The 14,108-nt window shown below is 69.3% G+C and carries 10 protein-coding genes; 8 read left to right on the plus strand and 2 right to left on the minus strand.

Annotated features, from left to right (window positions below):
• From JWN21_RS06375 to trxA, 8 genes are all read left to right on the plus strand, one after another.
• Positions 1–1,055: adenosylhomocysteinase (locus JWN21_RS06375; protein ID WP_299647407.1), on the plus strand; the 1,055-nt coding region annotated here is incomplete at its 5' end.
• 184 nt (positions 1,056–1,239) lie between these two features.
• A complete protein-coding gene (locus tag JWN21_RS06380) occupies positions 1,240–3,576 on the plus strand; it encodes a PAS domain-containing sensor histidine kinase (RefSeq protein WP_299647409.1) in 2,337 nt (778 codons plus the stop codon).
• 77 nt (positions 3,577–3,653) lie between these two features.
• On the plus strand, positions 3,654–4,160 hold the full coding sequence (tsaE, locus tag JWN21_RS06385) for a tRNA (adenosine(37)-N6)-threonylcarbamoyltransferase complex ATPase subunit type 1 TsaE (RefSeq protein WP_299647411.1): 507 nt from the start codon (positions 3,654–3,656) through the stop codon (positions 4,158–4,160).
• The gene (locus JWN21_RS06390) at positions 4,148–5,125 is read left to right on the plus strand and encodes a phosphotransferase (RefSeq protein WP_299647413.1); all 978 of its coding nucleotides are present in this window, start codon (positions 4,148–4,150) and stop codon (positions 5,123–5,125) included. The genes tsaE and JWN21_RS06390 overlap by 13 nt, the downstream gene beginning before the upstream one ends.
• The gene (locus tag JWN21_RS06395) at positions 5,122–5,874 is read left to right on the plus strand and encodes a nucleotidyltransferase family protein (RefSeq protein WP_299647415.1); all 753 of its coding nucleotides are present in this window, start codon (positions 5,122–5,124) and stop codon (positions 5,872–5,874) included. The genes JWN21_RS06390 and JWN21_RS06395 overlap by 4 nt, the downstream gene beginning before the upstream one ends.
• Positions 5,867–8,812: a double-strand break repair protein AddB gene (addB, locus tag JWN21_RS06400; RefSeq protein WP_299647417.1), complete on the plus strand. Its 2,946-nt coding sequence runs from the start codon at positions 5,867–5,869 to the stop codon at positions 8,810–8,812. The genes JWN21_RS06395 and addB overlap by 8 nt, the downstream gene beginning before the upstream one ends.
• On the plus strand, positions 8,799–12,218 hold the full coding sequence (gene addA, locus JWN21_RS06405; RefSeq protein WP_299647419.1) for a double-strand break repair helicase AddA: 3,420 nt from the start codon (positions 8,799–8,801) through the stop codon (positions 12,216–12,218). The genes addB and addA overlap by 14 nt, the downstream gene beginning before the upstream one ends.
• A gap of 79 nt (positions 12,219–12,297) precedes the next feature.
• Positions 12,298–12,621, plus strand: a complete 324-nt coding sequence (gene trxA, locus JWN21_RS06410) for a thioredoxin (RefSeq protein WP_299647421.1) — start codon at positions 12,298–12,300, stop codon at positions 12,619–12,621.
• Between the two features lie 78 nt (positions 12,622–12,699).
• Here trxA and JWN21_RS13955 read toward each other — a convergent pair whose 3' ends face one another.
• Positions 12,700–13,035, minus strand: coding sequence for an SEC-C metal-binding domain-containing protein (locus JWN21_RS13955; RefSeq protein WP_367182917.1), 336 nt, complete (start codon positions 13,033–13,035; stop codon positions 12,700–12,702).
• Positions 12,978–14,108, minus strand: a 1,131-nt coding sequence (gene argJ / locus JWN21_RS06415) for a bifunctional glutamate N-acetyltransferase/amino-acid acetyltransferase ArgJ (RefSeq protein ID WP_299647423.1), incomplete at its 5' end; no start/stop codon positions are given. The genes argJ and JWN21_RS13955, both read right to left, overlap by 58 nt.

A 14,108-nucleotide genomic window follows, 5' to 3' on the forward strand; every position in this document is an offset into this window, starting at 1 on the left:
TCGGCTCGATCTTCGACTGGGGCACCGAGACCGCCAACATCATCCTCGACGATGGCGGTGACGCGACGATGTTCGCGCTGTGGGGCGCCAAGCTGGAGAAGGGCGAGACCTTCGCCGAGCCGGAGAATGACGAGGAAGTCGAGTTCCAGCGCGCGCTCAAGGCGTTCATCGCCAAGCGACCCGGTTATCTGACCGAGACGGTCAAGAACCTCAAGGGCGTCAGCGAAGAGACGACGACGGGCGTTCACCGCTTGTACGAGATCGCCAAGAAGGGCGAGCTGCCGTTTCCCGCGATCAATGTCAACGACAGCGTCACCAAGTCGAAGTTCGACAATCTGTACGGCTGCAAGGAATCGCTGGTCGACGCGATCCGTCGCGCCACCGACGTCATGCTCGCCGGCAAGGTTGCCTGCGTCGCTGGCTTCGGCGACGTCGGCAAGGGTTCGGCGCAGTCGCTGCGCAACGGCGGCGCGCGTGTGATGGTGACGGAGGTCGACCCGATCTGCGCGCTGCAGGCGGCGATGGAGGGCTTCGAGGTCGTGACGATGGAGGAAGCGGTCAAGCGCGCCGACATCTTCTGCACCGCGACCGGCAACGCTGACGTCATCACCGCCGAGCATATGGCGGCGATGAAGCCGATGGCGATCGTCTGCAACATCGGGCACTTCGACTCCGAGATCCAGATCGCGGCGCTGTCCAACTACAAGTGGACCGAGGTGAAGCCCGGCACCGATCTGGTCGAGTTCCCGGATGGCAAGCAGATCATCGTGCTCGCCAAGGGCCGGCTGGTGAATCTGGGCTGCGCGACGGGGCATCCCAGCTTCGTCATGTCCGCCAGCTTCACCAACCAGACGCTGGCGCAGATCGAGCTGTGGACGCGGTCGGAGCATTACCAGAACCAGGTCTATGTGCTCCCCAAGCACCTCGACGAGAAGGTGGCGATGCTGCACCTGGAAAAGCTGGGCGTGCATCTGTCGAAGCTGACGCCGAAGCAGGCGGGCTATATCGGCGTGCCGGTCGAAGGGCCCTTCAAGCCGGATCATTACCGGTACTAATCGTCATGCCGGGCGTGACCCGGCATCCAACGCGGTGCGGGCGCGGTCCTCTCTATCGAGGTCCGCGCCCAAGTCATAGCTGGACCCCGGCTCAAGGCCGGGGTGACGAAGGGGACGGCTATCGCTAGATCGTTGATGATGATTCCGCTCCGTCCGACCTGCGCCCACGGGCCGGCCTAACCCGATGATCGTCCTCACTCCCTTCGGCGCCTTCATGGCCGGTGCGGCGCTGCTGCTGCTGGTCGCAGGGGCGGTGACGATGCTGTTCCTCGGCCTGCGGGCACGGGGGGAGGCGGCGGCATCCGTAGCCGAGCAGGAGCGGCTGGCGGCGCTGCTGCGCGCCGCGCCTGCGCTGGCGATGACCGTGCATGGGGACGGGCGCGTAGAGATGCCGCGGCGGCTTGCGGACTGGCTCGGACTGCCTGAGCCGCCGCGCTATCTGCCCGAGCTGACGATTGAGGATGGCGGCCTGAGTGCCGCCGATGCGACCGTGCTGGCCGGCGACATTGCGGCGGCGCAGCGCGCGGGCAAGGCGTTCGAGCGTGTGGTCCGACCGGTTGGGTCAGGACGCACCCTGACGATGCGCGGGCTGCGCTCGGCCGGTGCCACGGTGGTGTGGTTCTTCGACGCCAGCGATCGCGAGGCGGAGATCGCGCGGCTGGCCGGCGAGGCGGCGCGACTGCAGGATGGGTTCGAGGCGCTGACCGCGCTGATCGAGGTAGCGCCGCTGCCGATGTGGTATCGCGGGCCGGACCTGAAGATCGCGATGGTCAATTCGGCCTATGTCGAGGCGGTGGAGGGGGCGAATGCCGCCGACGTGGTCCGGCGCGGGCTGGAACTGGTCGAGGGCGTCGGCCATGCCGGGCCGCTGACCGGTGCGGAGGCGGCGCGTAACTCGGCGCGGCCCCACGAACAGGTGCTCCCCGCCACCATCGGCGGCGAGCGCCGCGCGTTGCGGCTGTATGATGTGCCGCTGAGCGATGGCGGGGTTGCCGGCTTCGCGGTCGATATCGAGGAGCTGGAGCAGGCGAGGAGCGGGGCCAAGCGCTTTGCCGAGGCGCAGCGCGCGATGCTCGACCGGCTGAGCGCGGGTGTGGCGCAGTTTTCGTCAGAACGCTGCCTGATCTTCTCCAATCAGCCGTTCCGGCGCATGTTTGCGATGCGTAGCGAATGGCTCGGCGACCGGCCCGAGTTCGAGCGCGTGCTCGACCGGATGCGGGAGGCGGATCGGCTGCCCGACGTGCGCGACTTTCCGGGCTGGAAGGCGGAGCGGCGCGAATGGTTCTTCCAGACGGAAGGCGCGGCCGAGGAGACGTGGTTGCTGCGCGGCGGCACCCATCTGCGCGTCGTGGCGCAGCCGCTGCCGGACGGTGGGCTGTTGCTGATCTTCGAGGATCGGACCGAGCAGGTGCAGTTGGCGACCGCGCGCGACACGCTGTTGCGGGTGCGCACCGCGACATTCGACAATCTGTTCGAGGCGCTGGGCGTATTCGCGGCCGATGGGCGGCTTCAGCTGTGGAACAACCGCTTTCGCGCGCTGTGGGGAATGGAGGAGGAGTTCCTGGCTGCCCACCCCCGTGTCGATGTGTTCGCCGAAGCTGGAGCCGCGCGGCTGGCGACCCCCAATCGCGCGGCGCTGATCCCCGATCTGGTGCGCTCCGCGACCAGCGACCGGCAGCAGCGCGGCGGGCGGGTGGCGTTCGCGGACGGTCGGCATTTCGAATTCGCCGCGGTGCCGTTGCCCGATGGCAACGCGCTGTTCACGATGCTGGACATCACCGACAGCCGACGCGCCGAGCAGGCTCTGCGCGACCGCAACGAGGCGCTGGAACAGACCGATCGCGTCAAGACGCAGTTCGTGGCGAACATGAGCTATGAACTGCGAACGCCGCTGACCTCGATCGGCGGCTTCGCGGAGATGCTGCACGGCGGATATGCCGGCAAGCTGCCCAAGGCGGCCGACGAGTACGTGTCGGCGATCCTTGAGTCCGTGGAGCGGTTGGGCGTGCTGATCGACGACGTTCTCGATCTGACGCAGGGCAATGGCGACGAGGGCGCTCTGGAGCGGGCAGATGTCGATCTGGGCGCGGTCGCGCGGGCAGCGGCGGACACGGTGCGCGCGTCGGCGGCGCGACGGCGGGTCGACTTCGCGGTTGAGGTGGCGCGCTCGACGGGGCGCGTGACGGGCGATCCCAAGCGGCTGCGCGAAGCGGTCGAGCATCTGCTGCGCCACGCCATCGCTGCGGTGCCCGAAGGCGGGCGGGTGCTGCTTCACGCCGACGGCAGCGCGACGGATGCCCGTGTGGTGGTGTCCGACAACGGGCCGGGGATGGACGCCGTGGCGCAGGCCCATGCTTTCGACCGCTTCGCCGAACCAGGCATCCAGCCGGGGGGCGAGCGCGCGCTTGGCCTGGGACTGCCGCTCGCCCGGCAGTTCGTGGAAGCGCATGGCGGTACGATCGAATTGGTGAGCGAGCCGGGCGAGGGAACGCTGGTGACGGTCGAGTTGCCGCGACGGTGAGTGGGTTGGTTCCTCCCCGGAACGGGGAGGGGGACCATGACGCAAAGCGGCATGGTGGAGGGGCCTCTCCACCAGCGATGCCGCCTGAGGCTACGCCCCACCACCACCCGGCTGCGCCGGGCGGTCCCCCTCCCCGTGCCGGGGAGGAGCAATATCTCCCCGACTCCGCCGCCACGGAGACCTTCGGCGGGTCACTCGCCCCACTCGTCCGCCCCGGCGACGTGATCGCCCTGTCGGGGCAGCTCGGCGCGGGCAAGACGTCGCTCGCGCGCGGGCTGCTCGCAGCACTGGGCCTGGCGGGCGAAGCGCCGTCGCCGACGTTCGCGATCGTTCAGCCCTATGCACCGCCCGAGGTCCGCGTGCCGGTGCTGCACGTCGACCTGTACCGGCTGGAACATGCCGACGAGATTCGAGAGCTGGGCCTCGACGAGGCGCTAACCGACTCGGTGCTGCTGGTGGAGTGGCCCGAGCGTGCGGGTGATCGCTGGCCCGATGCGCTTTGGCTTACGCTGTCACCCGAAGGGGAGGGGCGTCGCTTGACAGCGCGGGTGCCCGCGGCATGGGAAGGCCGATGGCCGACCTGACCCTGCCAAGAGGCACCGCCGACTTTCTCGCGCGACATGGCTGGGGCGGGGCAATCGTGACGCCGCTCGCAGGCGATGCGTCGTTCCGGCGCTATTTTCGGGTGAGAGACGCCGAGCGCCGCGCGATCCTGATGGATGCACCGCCGCCGCACGAGGATCCCCGTCCGTTCCTGTCCGTCGCGAGCTGGCTTTGTGAGCGCGGGTTCGCGGCTCCGGCCATCCATGGTGCCGATCCCGACGCCGGTCTGGTGCTGCTCGAGGATTTCGGCGACGAGCGGATGCGCGAGACGGTGGACGCCGCGCCGGCGGCGGGCGTGGCGCATTATGAGGCGGCGGTGGACCTGCTGGTCGATCTCGCGCGGCATCCGGCGGGACCGTTCTCGATCTATGATCGCGCGGCACTGCAGCGTGAGGCGGCCTTGCTGACGGAGTGGTACTGCCCGGCCGTGAGGCTGAACGTGGACGTTGCCGGCTATGTCTCTGCGTGGGACGAGGTGCTGGGGCACGCGCTCACCGATGCGCCGGTGACGGTGCTGCGCGACTATCATGCCGAGAACCTGATGCTGGTCGGACCGGAGCGCCGGCTGGGTCTGCTCGATTTCCAGGACGCGCTCGCGGGGCATCCGGCGTACGATCTTGTCTCACTGCTGCAGGATGCGCGGCGCGACGTCGAGCCGAGCGTCGAGGCGGCGATGCTGGCGCGATACCGCGCGGCGACCGGGGCGGGCGACGACTTCATGGCCGCCTATCATGTGCTCGGCGTGCAGCGGAATGCGAAGATCGTCGGCATCTTCACGCGGCTGTGGCGGCGCGACGGCAAGGAGCGATATCCGACGCTGTGTCCGCGCGTGTGGGCCTATCTGGAGCGCGGGCTGTCGCAGCCGGTGCTGGCGCCCGTCGCGGCGTGGTTCGACGCGAACATCCCGCCGGAAAAGCGTGGCGATCCCAAGGTGCTGGCCGGATGAGCAAGCCACTGGCGCTGCGTCCTCAGCCAGGCGGCAACGTTCCGGAGACCGCAATGGTGATGGCAGCGGGGCTGGGCCAGCGGATGCGGCCGCTGACCGCGACCTGCCCCAAGCCGTTGATCGAGGTCGCTGGCAAGCCGTTGATCGGGCATGTCCTGGACCGGCTGCGTGCGGCCGGGGTCAGGCGCGCGGTCGTGAACGTCCACTATCTCGCGGAGCGGATGGAAGCCTATCTGGCGAAGGTCGAGGGTATCGAGGTCGTCGTCTCCGACGAGCGCGGGCGATTGATGGAGACGGGCGGCGGCCTGGCGCAGGCGCGCGAGTTGCTCGGCGACGATCCTTTCGTCGTCGTCAACAGCGACAACCTGTGGGTCGATGGCCCTGTTGACGCGATCCGCCTGCTCGCCGAGCGGTGGGACGACGCGGCGATGGACGCGTTGCTGTTGCTGGTGCCGCTGGCGCGCGCGCACAACAACCCTGGGTCCGGCGACTTTCACCTGGCCGCCGACGGGCGGATCACCGCGCGGCGCAAGCCGGGTCGGGTGGCTCCGTTCACCTATACCGGCGTGCAACTGATGCACCCGCGGCTGATCGCGAACTGCCCCGAAGGGCCGTTCTCCACCAATCTGTTCTGGGACCGCGCGCTCGCCGCGGGGCGGCTGTACGGCCAGGCGCATCAGGGGCTGTGGTTTGATGTCGGAACCCCGGCGGCGATCGGCCGGACGGAGGCGCTGTTGCTGGATGGCTGAGCGCCTGAACCTCCTTACCATCCCCGCCCATCGCGCGTTCGCGGATGCGCTGGTCGCCGGATTGCGCCGCCGGGCGGGCGCGGACCCGCTGGCGCTCGCGCGCGCAACGGTGCTGCTGCCCAACAACCGCGCGGTGCGCGCGGTCACCGACGCGTTCGTGCGCGCGAGCGACGGCGGGCTGTTGCTGCCGCGCCTGGTTGCCTTGGGCGATCCGGAGGCGGGGGAGGCACTGGGGGCGGCGCTCGATCCCGCCGGGGGCGAGTCGATCGCGCCGGCGGTCGACCCCTATCGCCGGCGGCTGACACTGGCGCGGCTGGTGGCCGACGAGCGGCGGGGGGCGGGGCATCCGGTCGACGCTGGCGAGGCGGTGCGGCTGGCGGGCGAGTTGCAGCGGACACTGGATCAGCTGCTGGTGGAGGAAGTGCGGCCGGAGCGGCTGCGCGAGATCGACCTCGACGCCAGCCTGAGCGAGCACTGGACGCGGGCGCTCGCCACCTTTTCGGTCGTGCTGGATCGTTGGCCGGCCGAGTTGCGCGCGATGGGGTGCGTCGATGCGGCGGAGCGGCGCGGGCGACTGCTGGATGCAGCGGAGCGACGCTGGCGCGAACGGCCGCCCGGTGGGCTGGTTTGCGCGGCGGGCGTTAACGATTCCGCACCGGCGGTCGCCCGCCTGCTGCGGCGGGTCGCCGCGCTACCACAAGGCCTGGTCGTGTTCGCCGGACTCGATCTCGCCATGCCGGCCGACGAGTGGGATGCGCTCGGCCCGCATGACGTGGACGAGCACAATGGCATGCGGCGGCGGTCGATCGAGACGCATCCGCAATTCCATCTCAAGCTGCTGCTCGACCGGATCGGCGCAGGTCGCGACGAGGTGCGGACGTGGCGCGCCTCTGTAGAAGGAGGCGGCAGCGAGCGGGATACCGATCCTGCGCGCGGGCGGGCGATCGCCAACGCGCTCGCGCCGGCGGCGTTCACGGGCAAGTGGACCGATCTGCCGGCGGGCGACCGACGGCTGTCGGACGTTACTGCGGCCGAACTGGCGACCCCGGCGGAAGAGGCGCAGGCGATCGCGCTGGCGTTGCGCGAGAGCCTGGAGACGCCGGGCCGGACGGCAGCACTGGTCACGCCGGACCGCGCGCTGGCGCAACGGGTGGCCGCCTTGTGCGCACGGTGGGGCATTCCAATCGACGACACGGCCGGGCGGCCCTTGTCGATCCTGCCGCCGGGGACCTTGCTGTTGCTTCTGGCCGAAGCGGCGGCGCAGCGTTGGTCGCCCTTGCCGTTGCTGGCGCTGTTGAAGCATCCGCTGGTGCGTGGCGGCGAGGATCGACTTGCCTGGCTGGACGGCGTGCGTGCGGTGGATCGGCGGTTGCGCGGACCGCGGCCGGCGATCGGGCTGAGGGGCATCGGTGGCGCCCTGAAGGGCACCGCTGCAAGCTTCTGGCCGGAGGTGGAAACCTGCTTGCACCCCTTGGAACGCACGTTCAACGCCGGGCCGCAACCGCTGCAAGCGCTGCTCGCCTGCCTGCGCGAGACGGCGCAGGCGCTGTGCGGCGATGCGCTGTGGTCCGGGCCGGCGGGCCGGGCGGCGGCGGAGTTTCTGGCGGCGCTGGAAGCGCAGGCACCGCATGGACCGGCGCTGGTCGACCCGGACGAGGTCGCATCTCTGCTGCGCGTGCTGCTGGACGAGGTGGCGGTCCGCCCGCCCCAGGGCGGCCACCCTCGTCTCGCTATCTACGGCCTCATCGAGGCGCGGCTCCAGTCCGCCGATCTGTTCGTGCTGGCGGGACTGAACGAAGGCAGTTGGCCGGGCAGCCCGGCGCCCGACCCATGGCTCGCGCCGCCGATTAGGGCGATGCTCGGACTACCGGGGCTGGAGCGGCGGGTCGGGGTGGCGGCGCATGACTTCGCGCAAGGGCTGGGCGCGCCGACGGTGCTGATCACGCGTGCCCGTCGGGGTGCGGCCGGGCCAGCGTTGGCGTCGCGGCTGTGGCTGCGGTTGAGGGCGATGGCGGGCGAGCGGTTCGAACGGGCGGGCGACCTGGAGGCGTGGACGCGCGCGCTCGATCATGCGGCTGCGCATCTGCCGTCGGGCAGGCCCGCACCCGTGCCGCCCAGGCGATTGCGACCGCTGGCGATCAGCGTGACCGAGGTCGATCGGCTGAAGGCGGACCCTTATGCCTTCTACGCCCGACGGGTGTTGAAGCTGGGGTCGCTCGATCCGGTCGATGCCGATCCAAGCGCCGCGTGGCGAGGTAACGAGGTCCACAAGATCCTCGAACGGTGGTGGACGGACTTCCAGTGCGCACCGGGCGAACTCAAGCCGTTGGCAGAGGCGATGCTGCGCGACGAGCGCACGCACCCGTTGATGCGCGCGCTGTGGCAGCCGCGGCTGCGCGAGGCGATCGACTGGATCGCGCAGGAGGTGGCGACGCATGCCGAGGCTGGGCGACAGGTGATCTCCGCCGAAGGGAGCGGCTCGATCGACCTGCACGGCGTCACGCTGACCGGTCGCTACGATCGTATCGACCGCAACGTCGACGGTGGTCTGGCGATCATCGACTACAAGACCGGCAAGGCGCCCTCCACCACGGCGGTACGCGAAGGCTATTCGCTGCAGTTGGGGTTGCTGGGCATCATCGCCGCGCGAGGTGGCTTTGCCGAGGCGACTGGCGAGGCGACCGCATTCGAATACTGGTCTCTGGCGCGCAGCAAGACCGGGTTCGGCGCGACGACCTCGCCCTGCGATCCGGGCGGCAAGGGCAACAAGATCGTGACGGAGGAGTTCACCACCGTCGCCGAGCGCAACTTCGCCGCGGCGGTTGGCAAGTGGCTGACTGGCGAGGAGCCGTTCACGGCCAAGCTGGTGCCCGAATATGCGCCTTACACGGACTATGACCAGCTGATGCGGCGGGACGAGTGGTATGGGCGGGAGTAGCGGGTCGGCGCTGAAGCCGCTCACGAGCGAGCAGGCGAAGGGCAGCGACCCGACGGCCCATGTCTGGCTGTCGGCGTCGGCGGGGACCGGCAAGACTCACGTGCTCGCGGCCCGCGTGTTCCGGCTGCTGTTGCGTGGCGTCGATCCGAGCGCCATCCTGTGCCTCACCTTCACCAAAGCAGGCGCGGCCGAGATGGCGGGAAGGATCAGCGACCGGCTGGCGCGCTGGGTTCGGCTGTCGAAGACGGAGCTTTCGAGCGACCTGCAGGCACTGGGCGAGCGCGGCGATCCGAGCCAGCAGGCGATCGCGCGGACGCTGTTCGCGCGCGTGCTGGACGCGCCGGGCGGGGGCTTGCGGATCCAGACCATCCACGGGTTCTGCCAGGGCCTTCTCGCTGCCTTCCCAGTCGAGGCGGGCCTGACGCCGGGGTTTCGACCGCTGGAGGCGCGCGAGGAGGCGGGGTTGATGCGCGAGGCGTTGGCGGGGATGCTCGCCGATGCAGAAGCGCAGGGGCGGACCCGCCCCGAGGAGGTGATCGGCGCGCTGAGCCTGCGGCTGGGCGAGGGCGGGGCGGAAGGTTTTTTGACCGCCTGCGCGCGGGCGCTGACGGCGCTGGAGGAGCTGCCGAGCGGCGTGCAACCGTGGCTGCGGCGGACGCTGGAGCTGCCGACCGGCTCGATCGACGAGGCACTGGCGGAAGGGTGTGACGCGATCGACCTCGACGCGGTGCACCGCATCGTGGCGGCTAACCGCGCCTGGGGGGCCGCGACGGGCATCAAGCGCGCGGAGACGGCGGAGCGCTGGCTGGCGGCGGAGCCGGCGGGGCGGGCAACCTCGCTGCGCGCGCTGCTGGAGTCGGTGTTCACGAAGTCGGGTGCGCCGTTCAAGCACCAGGCGAAGATCCTCGCGCACGAGCCGGAGCTGGTGGAGTTGAGCCAGCAATTGGGCGAACATTGCCTCGACCTGCTGTCGCTGGTCGGGCGCGCCGCGTATGCCGATCTGCTCGCTGACGGGCTGGAAGTCGGGCGCGACTATGCCCGTGCCTACGCCACCGCCAAGCGGCGGGCCGGGGCGGTCGATTTCGACGATCTGATCCAGACGGTGGTGCGGTTGTTCGCGCAGCCGGGCGTCGGCGAGTGGGTGCGGTTCAAGCTCGACCAAGTAACCGAGCATGTGCTGATCGACGAGGCACAGGACACCAACATGGCGCAGTGGCGGATCGTCGATGCGCTCGCGCGCGAGTTCTTCGTCGGCCGCGGCGTGCATGCGCCGAGTACCCGGACGCTGTTCACCGTCGGCGACTTCAAGCAGGCGATCTTCGGCTTCCAGGGCACCGATCCCGCCTATTTCCGCTGGGCCGAGGAACGGTTCGGCAAGTTGGCTGCCGACGCGCTGGGCGATGAAGACTGGCCCCTGCACGAGCGTGGGCTGGAAATGCACCGGTTGTCGCTGGTCAATTCCTTCCGCTCGACTAAGCCGGTGCTGGAATTCGTCGATGCCGCGGTGGCCGCGATCGCGGAGCCGGGGCTCGGGATGTTCGATCCGATCGAGCGCCATGCCAGCGAAGTTGCCGGACCGGGCACGGTGACGCTGTGGCCGCCGGTGATCGCGGGTGGCGATTCGGACGATGAGGAGAGCTGGGTCGACGATCAGGTGCGCGAACTCGCGACCAAGATCGCGCGGGCGGTTCATGCATGGACGAACGATCCTTCAATGCTGAAGCGCGACGGCTCGCGACTGGTGCCGCAGGATGTCATGATCCTGGTCAAGCGTCGCGGCGAGCTGGCCTCGCTGCTGGTCGCGCGATTGTATGCGGAGGGCGTGCCGGTCGCTGGCGTCGACCGGCTGCGGCTCAACACGCCCTTGGCAGTGCAGGACATGCTGGCGGCGGTGCGGTTCGTGTTGCAACCCGACGACGATCTCAGCCTCGCATCGCTCCTGGTGTCGCCGCTGATCGGCTGGACGCAGGACGAGCTGATGGCCGCCGCGCCGCGGGAGACTGGGAGCCTGTGGCGGCATCTGAATCGCACGCAGCCGCCGGAGCGGCTGGCGGTGCTGAATGCCATGCTGAACCGCGCCGACTTCGCGACGCCGTATCAGCTGCTGGAGGAGCTGTTGTCGGGGTCGCTGGATGGACGGCGCAAGCTGCTGGAGCGGCTTGGCGCGGAGGCGCGCGACCCGATCGAGGAGCTGCTCAATGCCGCGCTGACGTTCGAGAGCACTACCACACCATCGTTGCAGCGCTTCCTCGATTGGTTCGATCGTGGCGAGGTGGAGATAGTGCGCGATCCATCCGCGCCGCTCGACGCCGTGCGGGTGATGACCGCGCACGGGGCGAAGGGGCTACAGGCGCCGCTGGTCATCCTCGCGGATGCATGCGTCGATCCGACCCAGACGCCGCGCTCGGTGATTCAATGGACCCATGATCCCGATGCGCCGCCGGTGCCGGTGTTCCGGCCGCGCAGGGAGGAGCGCGGAGGACCGCTGGACGCCGCGATGGACCTGCTCGCGGAGCGCGAGCTGAAGGAGCATTGGCGGCTGTTCTATGTCGCCGCGACGCGCGCGGAGGAGCAGCTGGTGATTGCCGGCTCGCTGGGGCCGCGCGCCAAGGGCGTGCCGCCGTCCGCGAGCTGGTTTGCGGCAGCGGCGCAGGCGATGACCGATCTGGGCGTGCCGGACGCTCCGGGCGAGCGGGTTTTCACCGGCACCGAGCCGACAAGGGCGGTGGCCAGACGCGATCCGGTCAATGCCGTACCTGCCATCGAGCCGCCGCTACCCGACTGGGCACGTCGTATCGCGCCGACGGAGGCGCGACCGCCCCGACCGCTCGCGCCGTCGTCGATCGGCGAGGATGCGGTCGCCGATCCCCCGCCGACGCCGGCAATGCGCGCGGCGGCGGAACGTGGTCGGTTGATCCATGCGCTGTTGGAGCGCCTGCCCGCTGCCGCTCCTGCGGAGCGGCAGCGGGCAGCGGACCGCTGGCTACGCGATACCGGGCAGGTGACGGACGCGGCCGCGCGTCAGGAGATCACGCAAAGCGTCTGCGCGATCATCGCCGATCCGCGCTTTTGTGACCTGTTCGGGCCGGAGTCGCTGGCGGAGGCGCCGGTAACCGCAGTTGTTGGGGAGGGATTGGTGGTGGCCGGAACCGTGGACCGGCTGCTGGTCACGTCCGATCTGGTCCGCGTGGTCGACTTCAAGACCGGTCGACGCGCGCCCGCGACGGCCGACGAAATCCCGCCCTATCATCTGCGGCAGATGGCGGCATACGTTGCGGCATTGCAGGTGATCTTCCCTGGTCGCGCGGTCGAGGCCGGCCTGCTGTACACCGCCACGCCGGTGCTGTTCGACCTGCCGGCGGCGTTGCTGGCGCGGCACAAGCCCGGCTTGCCGGCGCCAAAGTAAATAGGGGAGCAAAGCCGGGCGTCCGGCCGTTGGACACGGTGACGGCGCTGCCTACATCGGCGAAACAAGGAGAATGTGAATGGCCACGATACAGATCACCGATGCCAGCTTCAGCAACGACGTGCTCAACTCGGACAAGCCGGTGCTGGTCGACTTCTGGGCGGAGTGGTGCGGGCCGTGCAAGATGATCGGACCGTCTCTTGAGGAGCTGTCCGAGGAATTGGGCGAGCAGGTGACGATCGCCAAGCTGAACATCGATGACAATCCGGAGACGCCCGGCAGCTATGGTGTGCGCGGCATCCCGACGATGATCCTGTTCAAGGCCGGCGCACCCGCCGCGACCAAGGTCGGCGCGGAGCCCAAGGGGCGGATCAAGGCGTGGCTTGAGGGTGCGCTAGGGTGATATTCGTCGGCCCGCAAACCACATCGCGGGCCGACTTTCATCACCGATAGTAGTCGTGGCGTTCGGCGCCGTCGAAAGCTACCGCTTCGTAGACAACACTGCTTGAAACCGGCGCGTTGAGCCGCAGGGACAAGGATCATTTCGCCCAAGCTTCTCGACCAGCTCCTTGTCGCCGTGAACGAAGCGGATTCCGCGCTTCACGTTCGTCTCAGAGGGGTATCCCTTACGTCGCTTCGAACTGACCTCGAAAGCAGGGCAGGTTGGTGAGATGGTCAATGCGCGACATGACAGCCTCCCGTTGCTGAGCCGCTGATTGCGGTTCGAAGCCGTTAGCAGCCCACCGGTGCAGGGTCGAGCTAACTCCGATAATCCGCGTTGATAGAAATGTAGCCGTGGGTCAGATCGCACGTCCACACCGTGGCGCGGCCCTCGTCTAGCCCCAGGTCGACGCCGATCTCGATCTCGTGCCCCTTCAGGTGCGCGGCGACGGGGGCTTCGTCGTACCCCTCGACCGCGACGCCATCGCGCGCGACCTGGGTGTCGCCAAAGCGGATCGAGAGCTTGTCGCGGTCCGCCGGTTCGCCGGCCTTGCCGACCGCCATGACGACGCGGCCCCAGTTCGCGTCCTCGCCGGCGATCGCGGTCTTTACCAGCGGGGAATTGGCGATGCTCATCGCGATGCGGTGCGCAGAGCGATCGCTTTCGGCGCCGGTGACTTCCACCTCGATCAGCTTGGTCGCACCCTCGCCGTCGCGCACGACCAGAAGCGCGAGCTGGCGGCAGAGGGCAGAAAGCGCGCTGCGAAAGGCATCCGCGCCGGGGCTGTCGTCGCCGCCCAACACCTGGTTACCCGCAGCGCCGGTCGCGAAGGCGAGCACGGTGTCGCTCGTCGAGGTGTCGCCATCGACGGTGATGCACGAGAAGCTCGGGCCGTTGGCGGCGGTCAGTACGCGCTGCAGGAACTCGGGCTCGCACGCGGCATCGGTGAAGATGAAGCCGAGCATCGTCGCCATGTCAGGCGCGATCATCCCCGAGCCCTTGATGATGCCGACCAGCGTCACCGTGCGGCCATCCACCACGGCGGTCGTTGTTGCAGCCTTAGGGAAGGTGTCGGTTGTGCCGATCGTCTCGGTCGCTGCGCGCCAGTCGCACGGCTCGGCGGTGAAAGCGGCATCCAGTCCGGCTTCGGCCTTGTCGATCGGCAAGGGGACGCCGATCACGCCGGTCGAGGCGACGAACACATCCGATGGCTGGCAGCCCAGACGCTGCGCCGCGCGTGCCGCGATCGCCTCCACCGCCGCGCGACCGCGGCTGCCGGTAAATGCGTTGGAGTTGCCGGCATTGACGACCAGCGCCCGCGCATGCCCCAGCGTGAGCGCCTTGCGGCACCATTCTACCTCGGGCGACGGGCAACGGCTCTGCGTCAGCACGCCGGCGACGACCGTGCCCGGGGCGAGCTCAGCCAAGGTGAGGTCGCAGCGATCCCA

It is taken from the genome of Sphingomonas bacterium (assembly GCF_028292945.1).
GTDB lineage: Bacteria > Pseudomonadota > Alphaproteobacteria > Sphingomonadales > Sphingomonadaceae > Sphingomonas.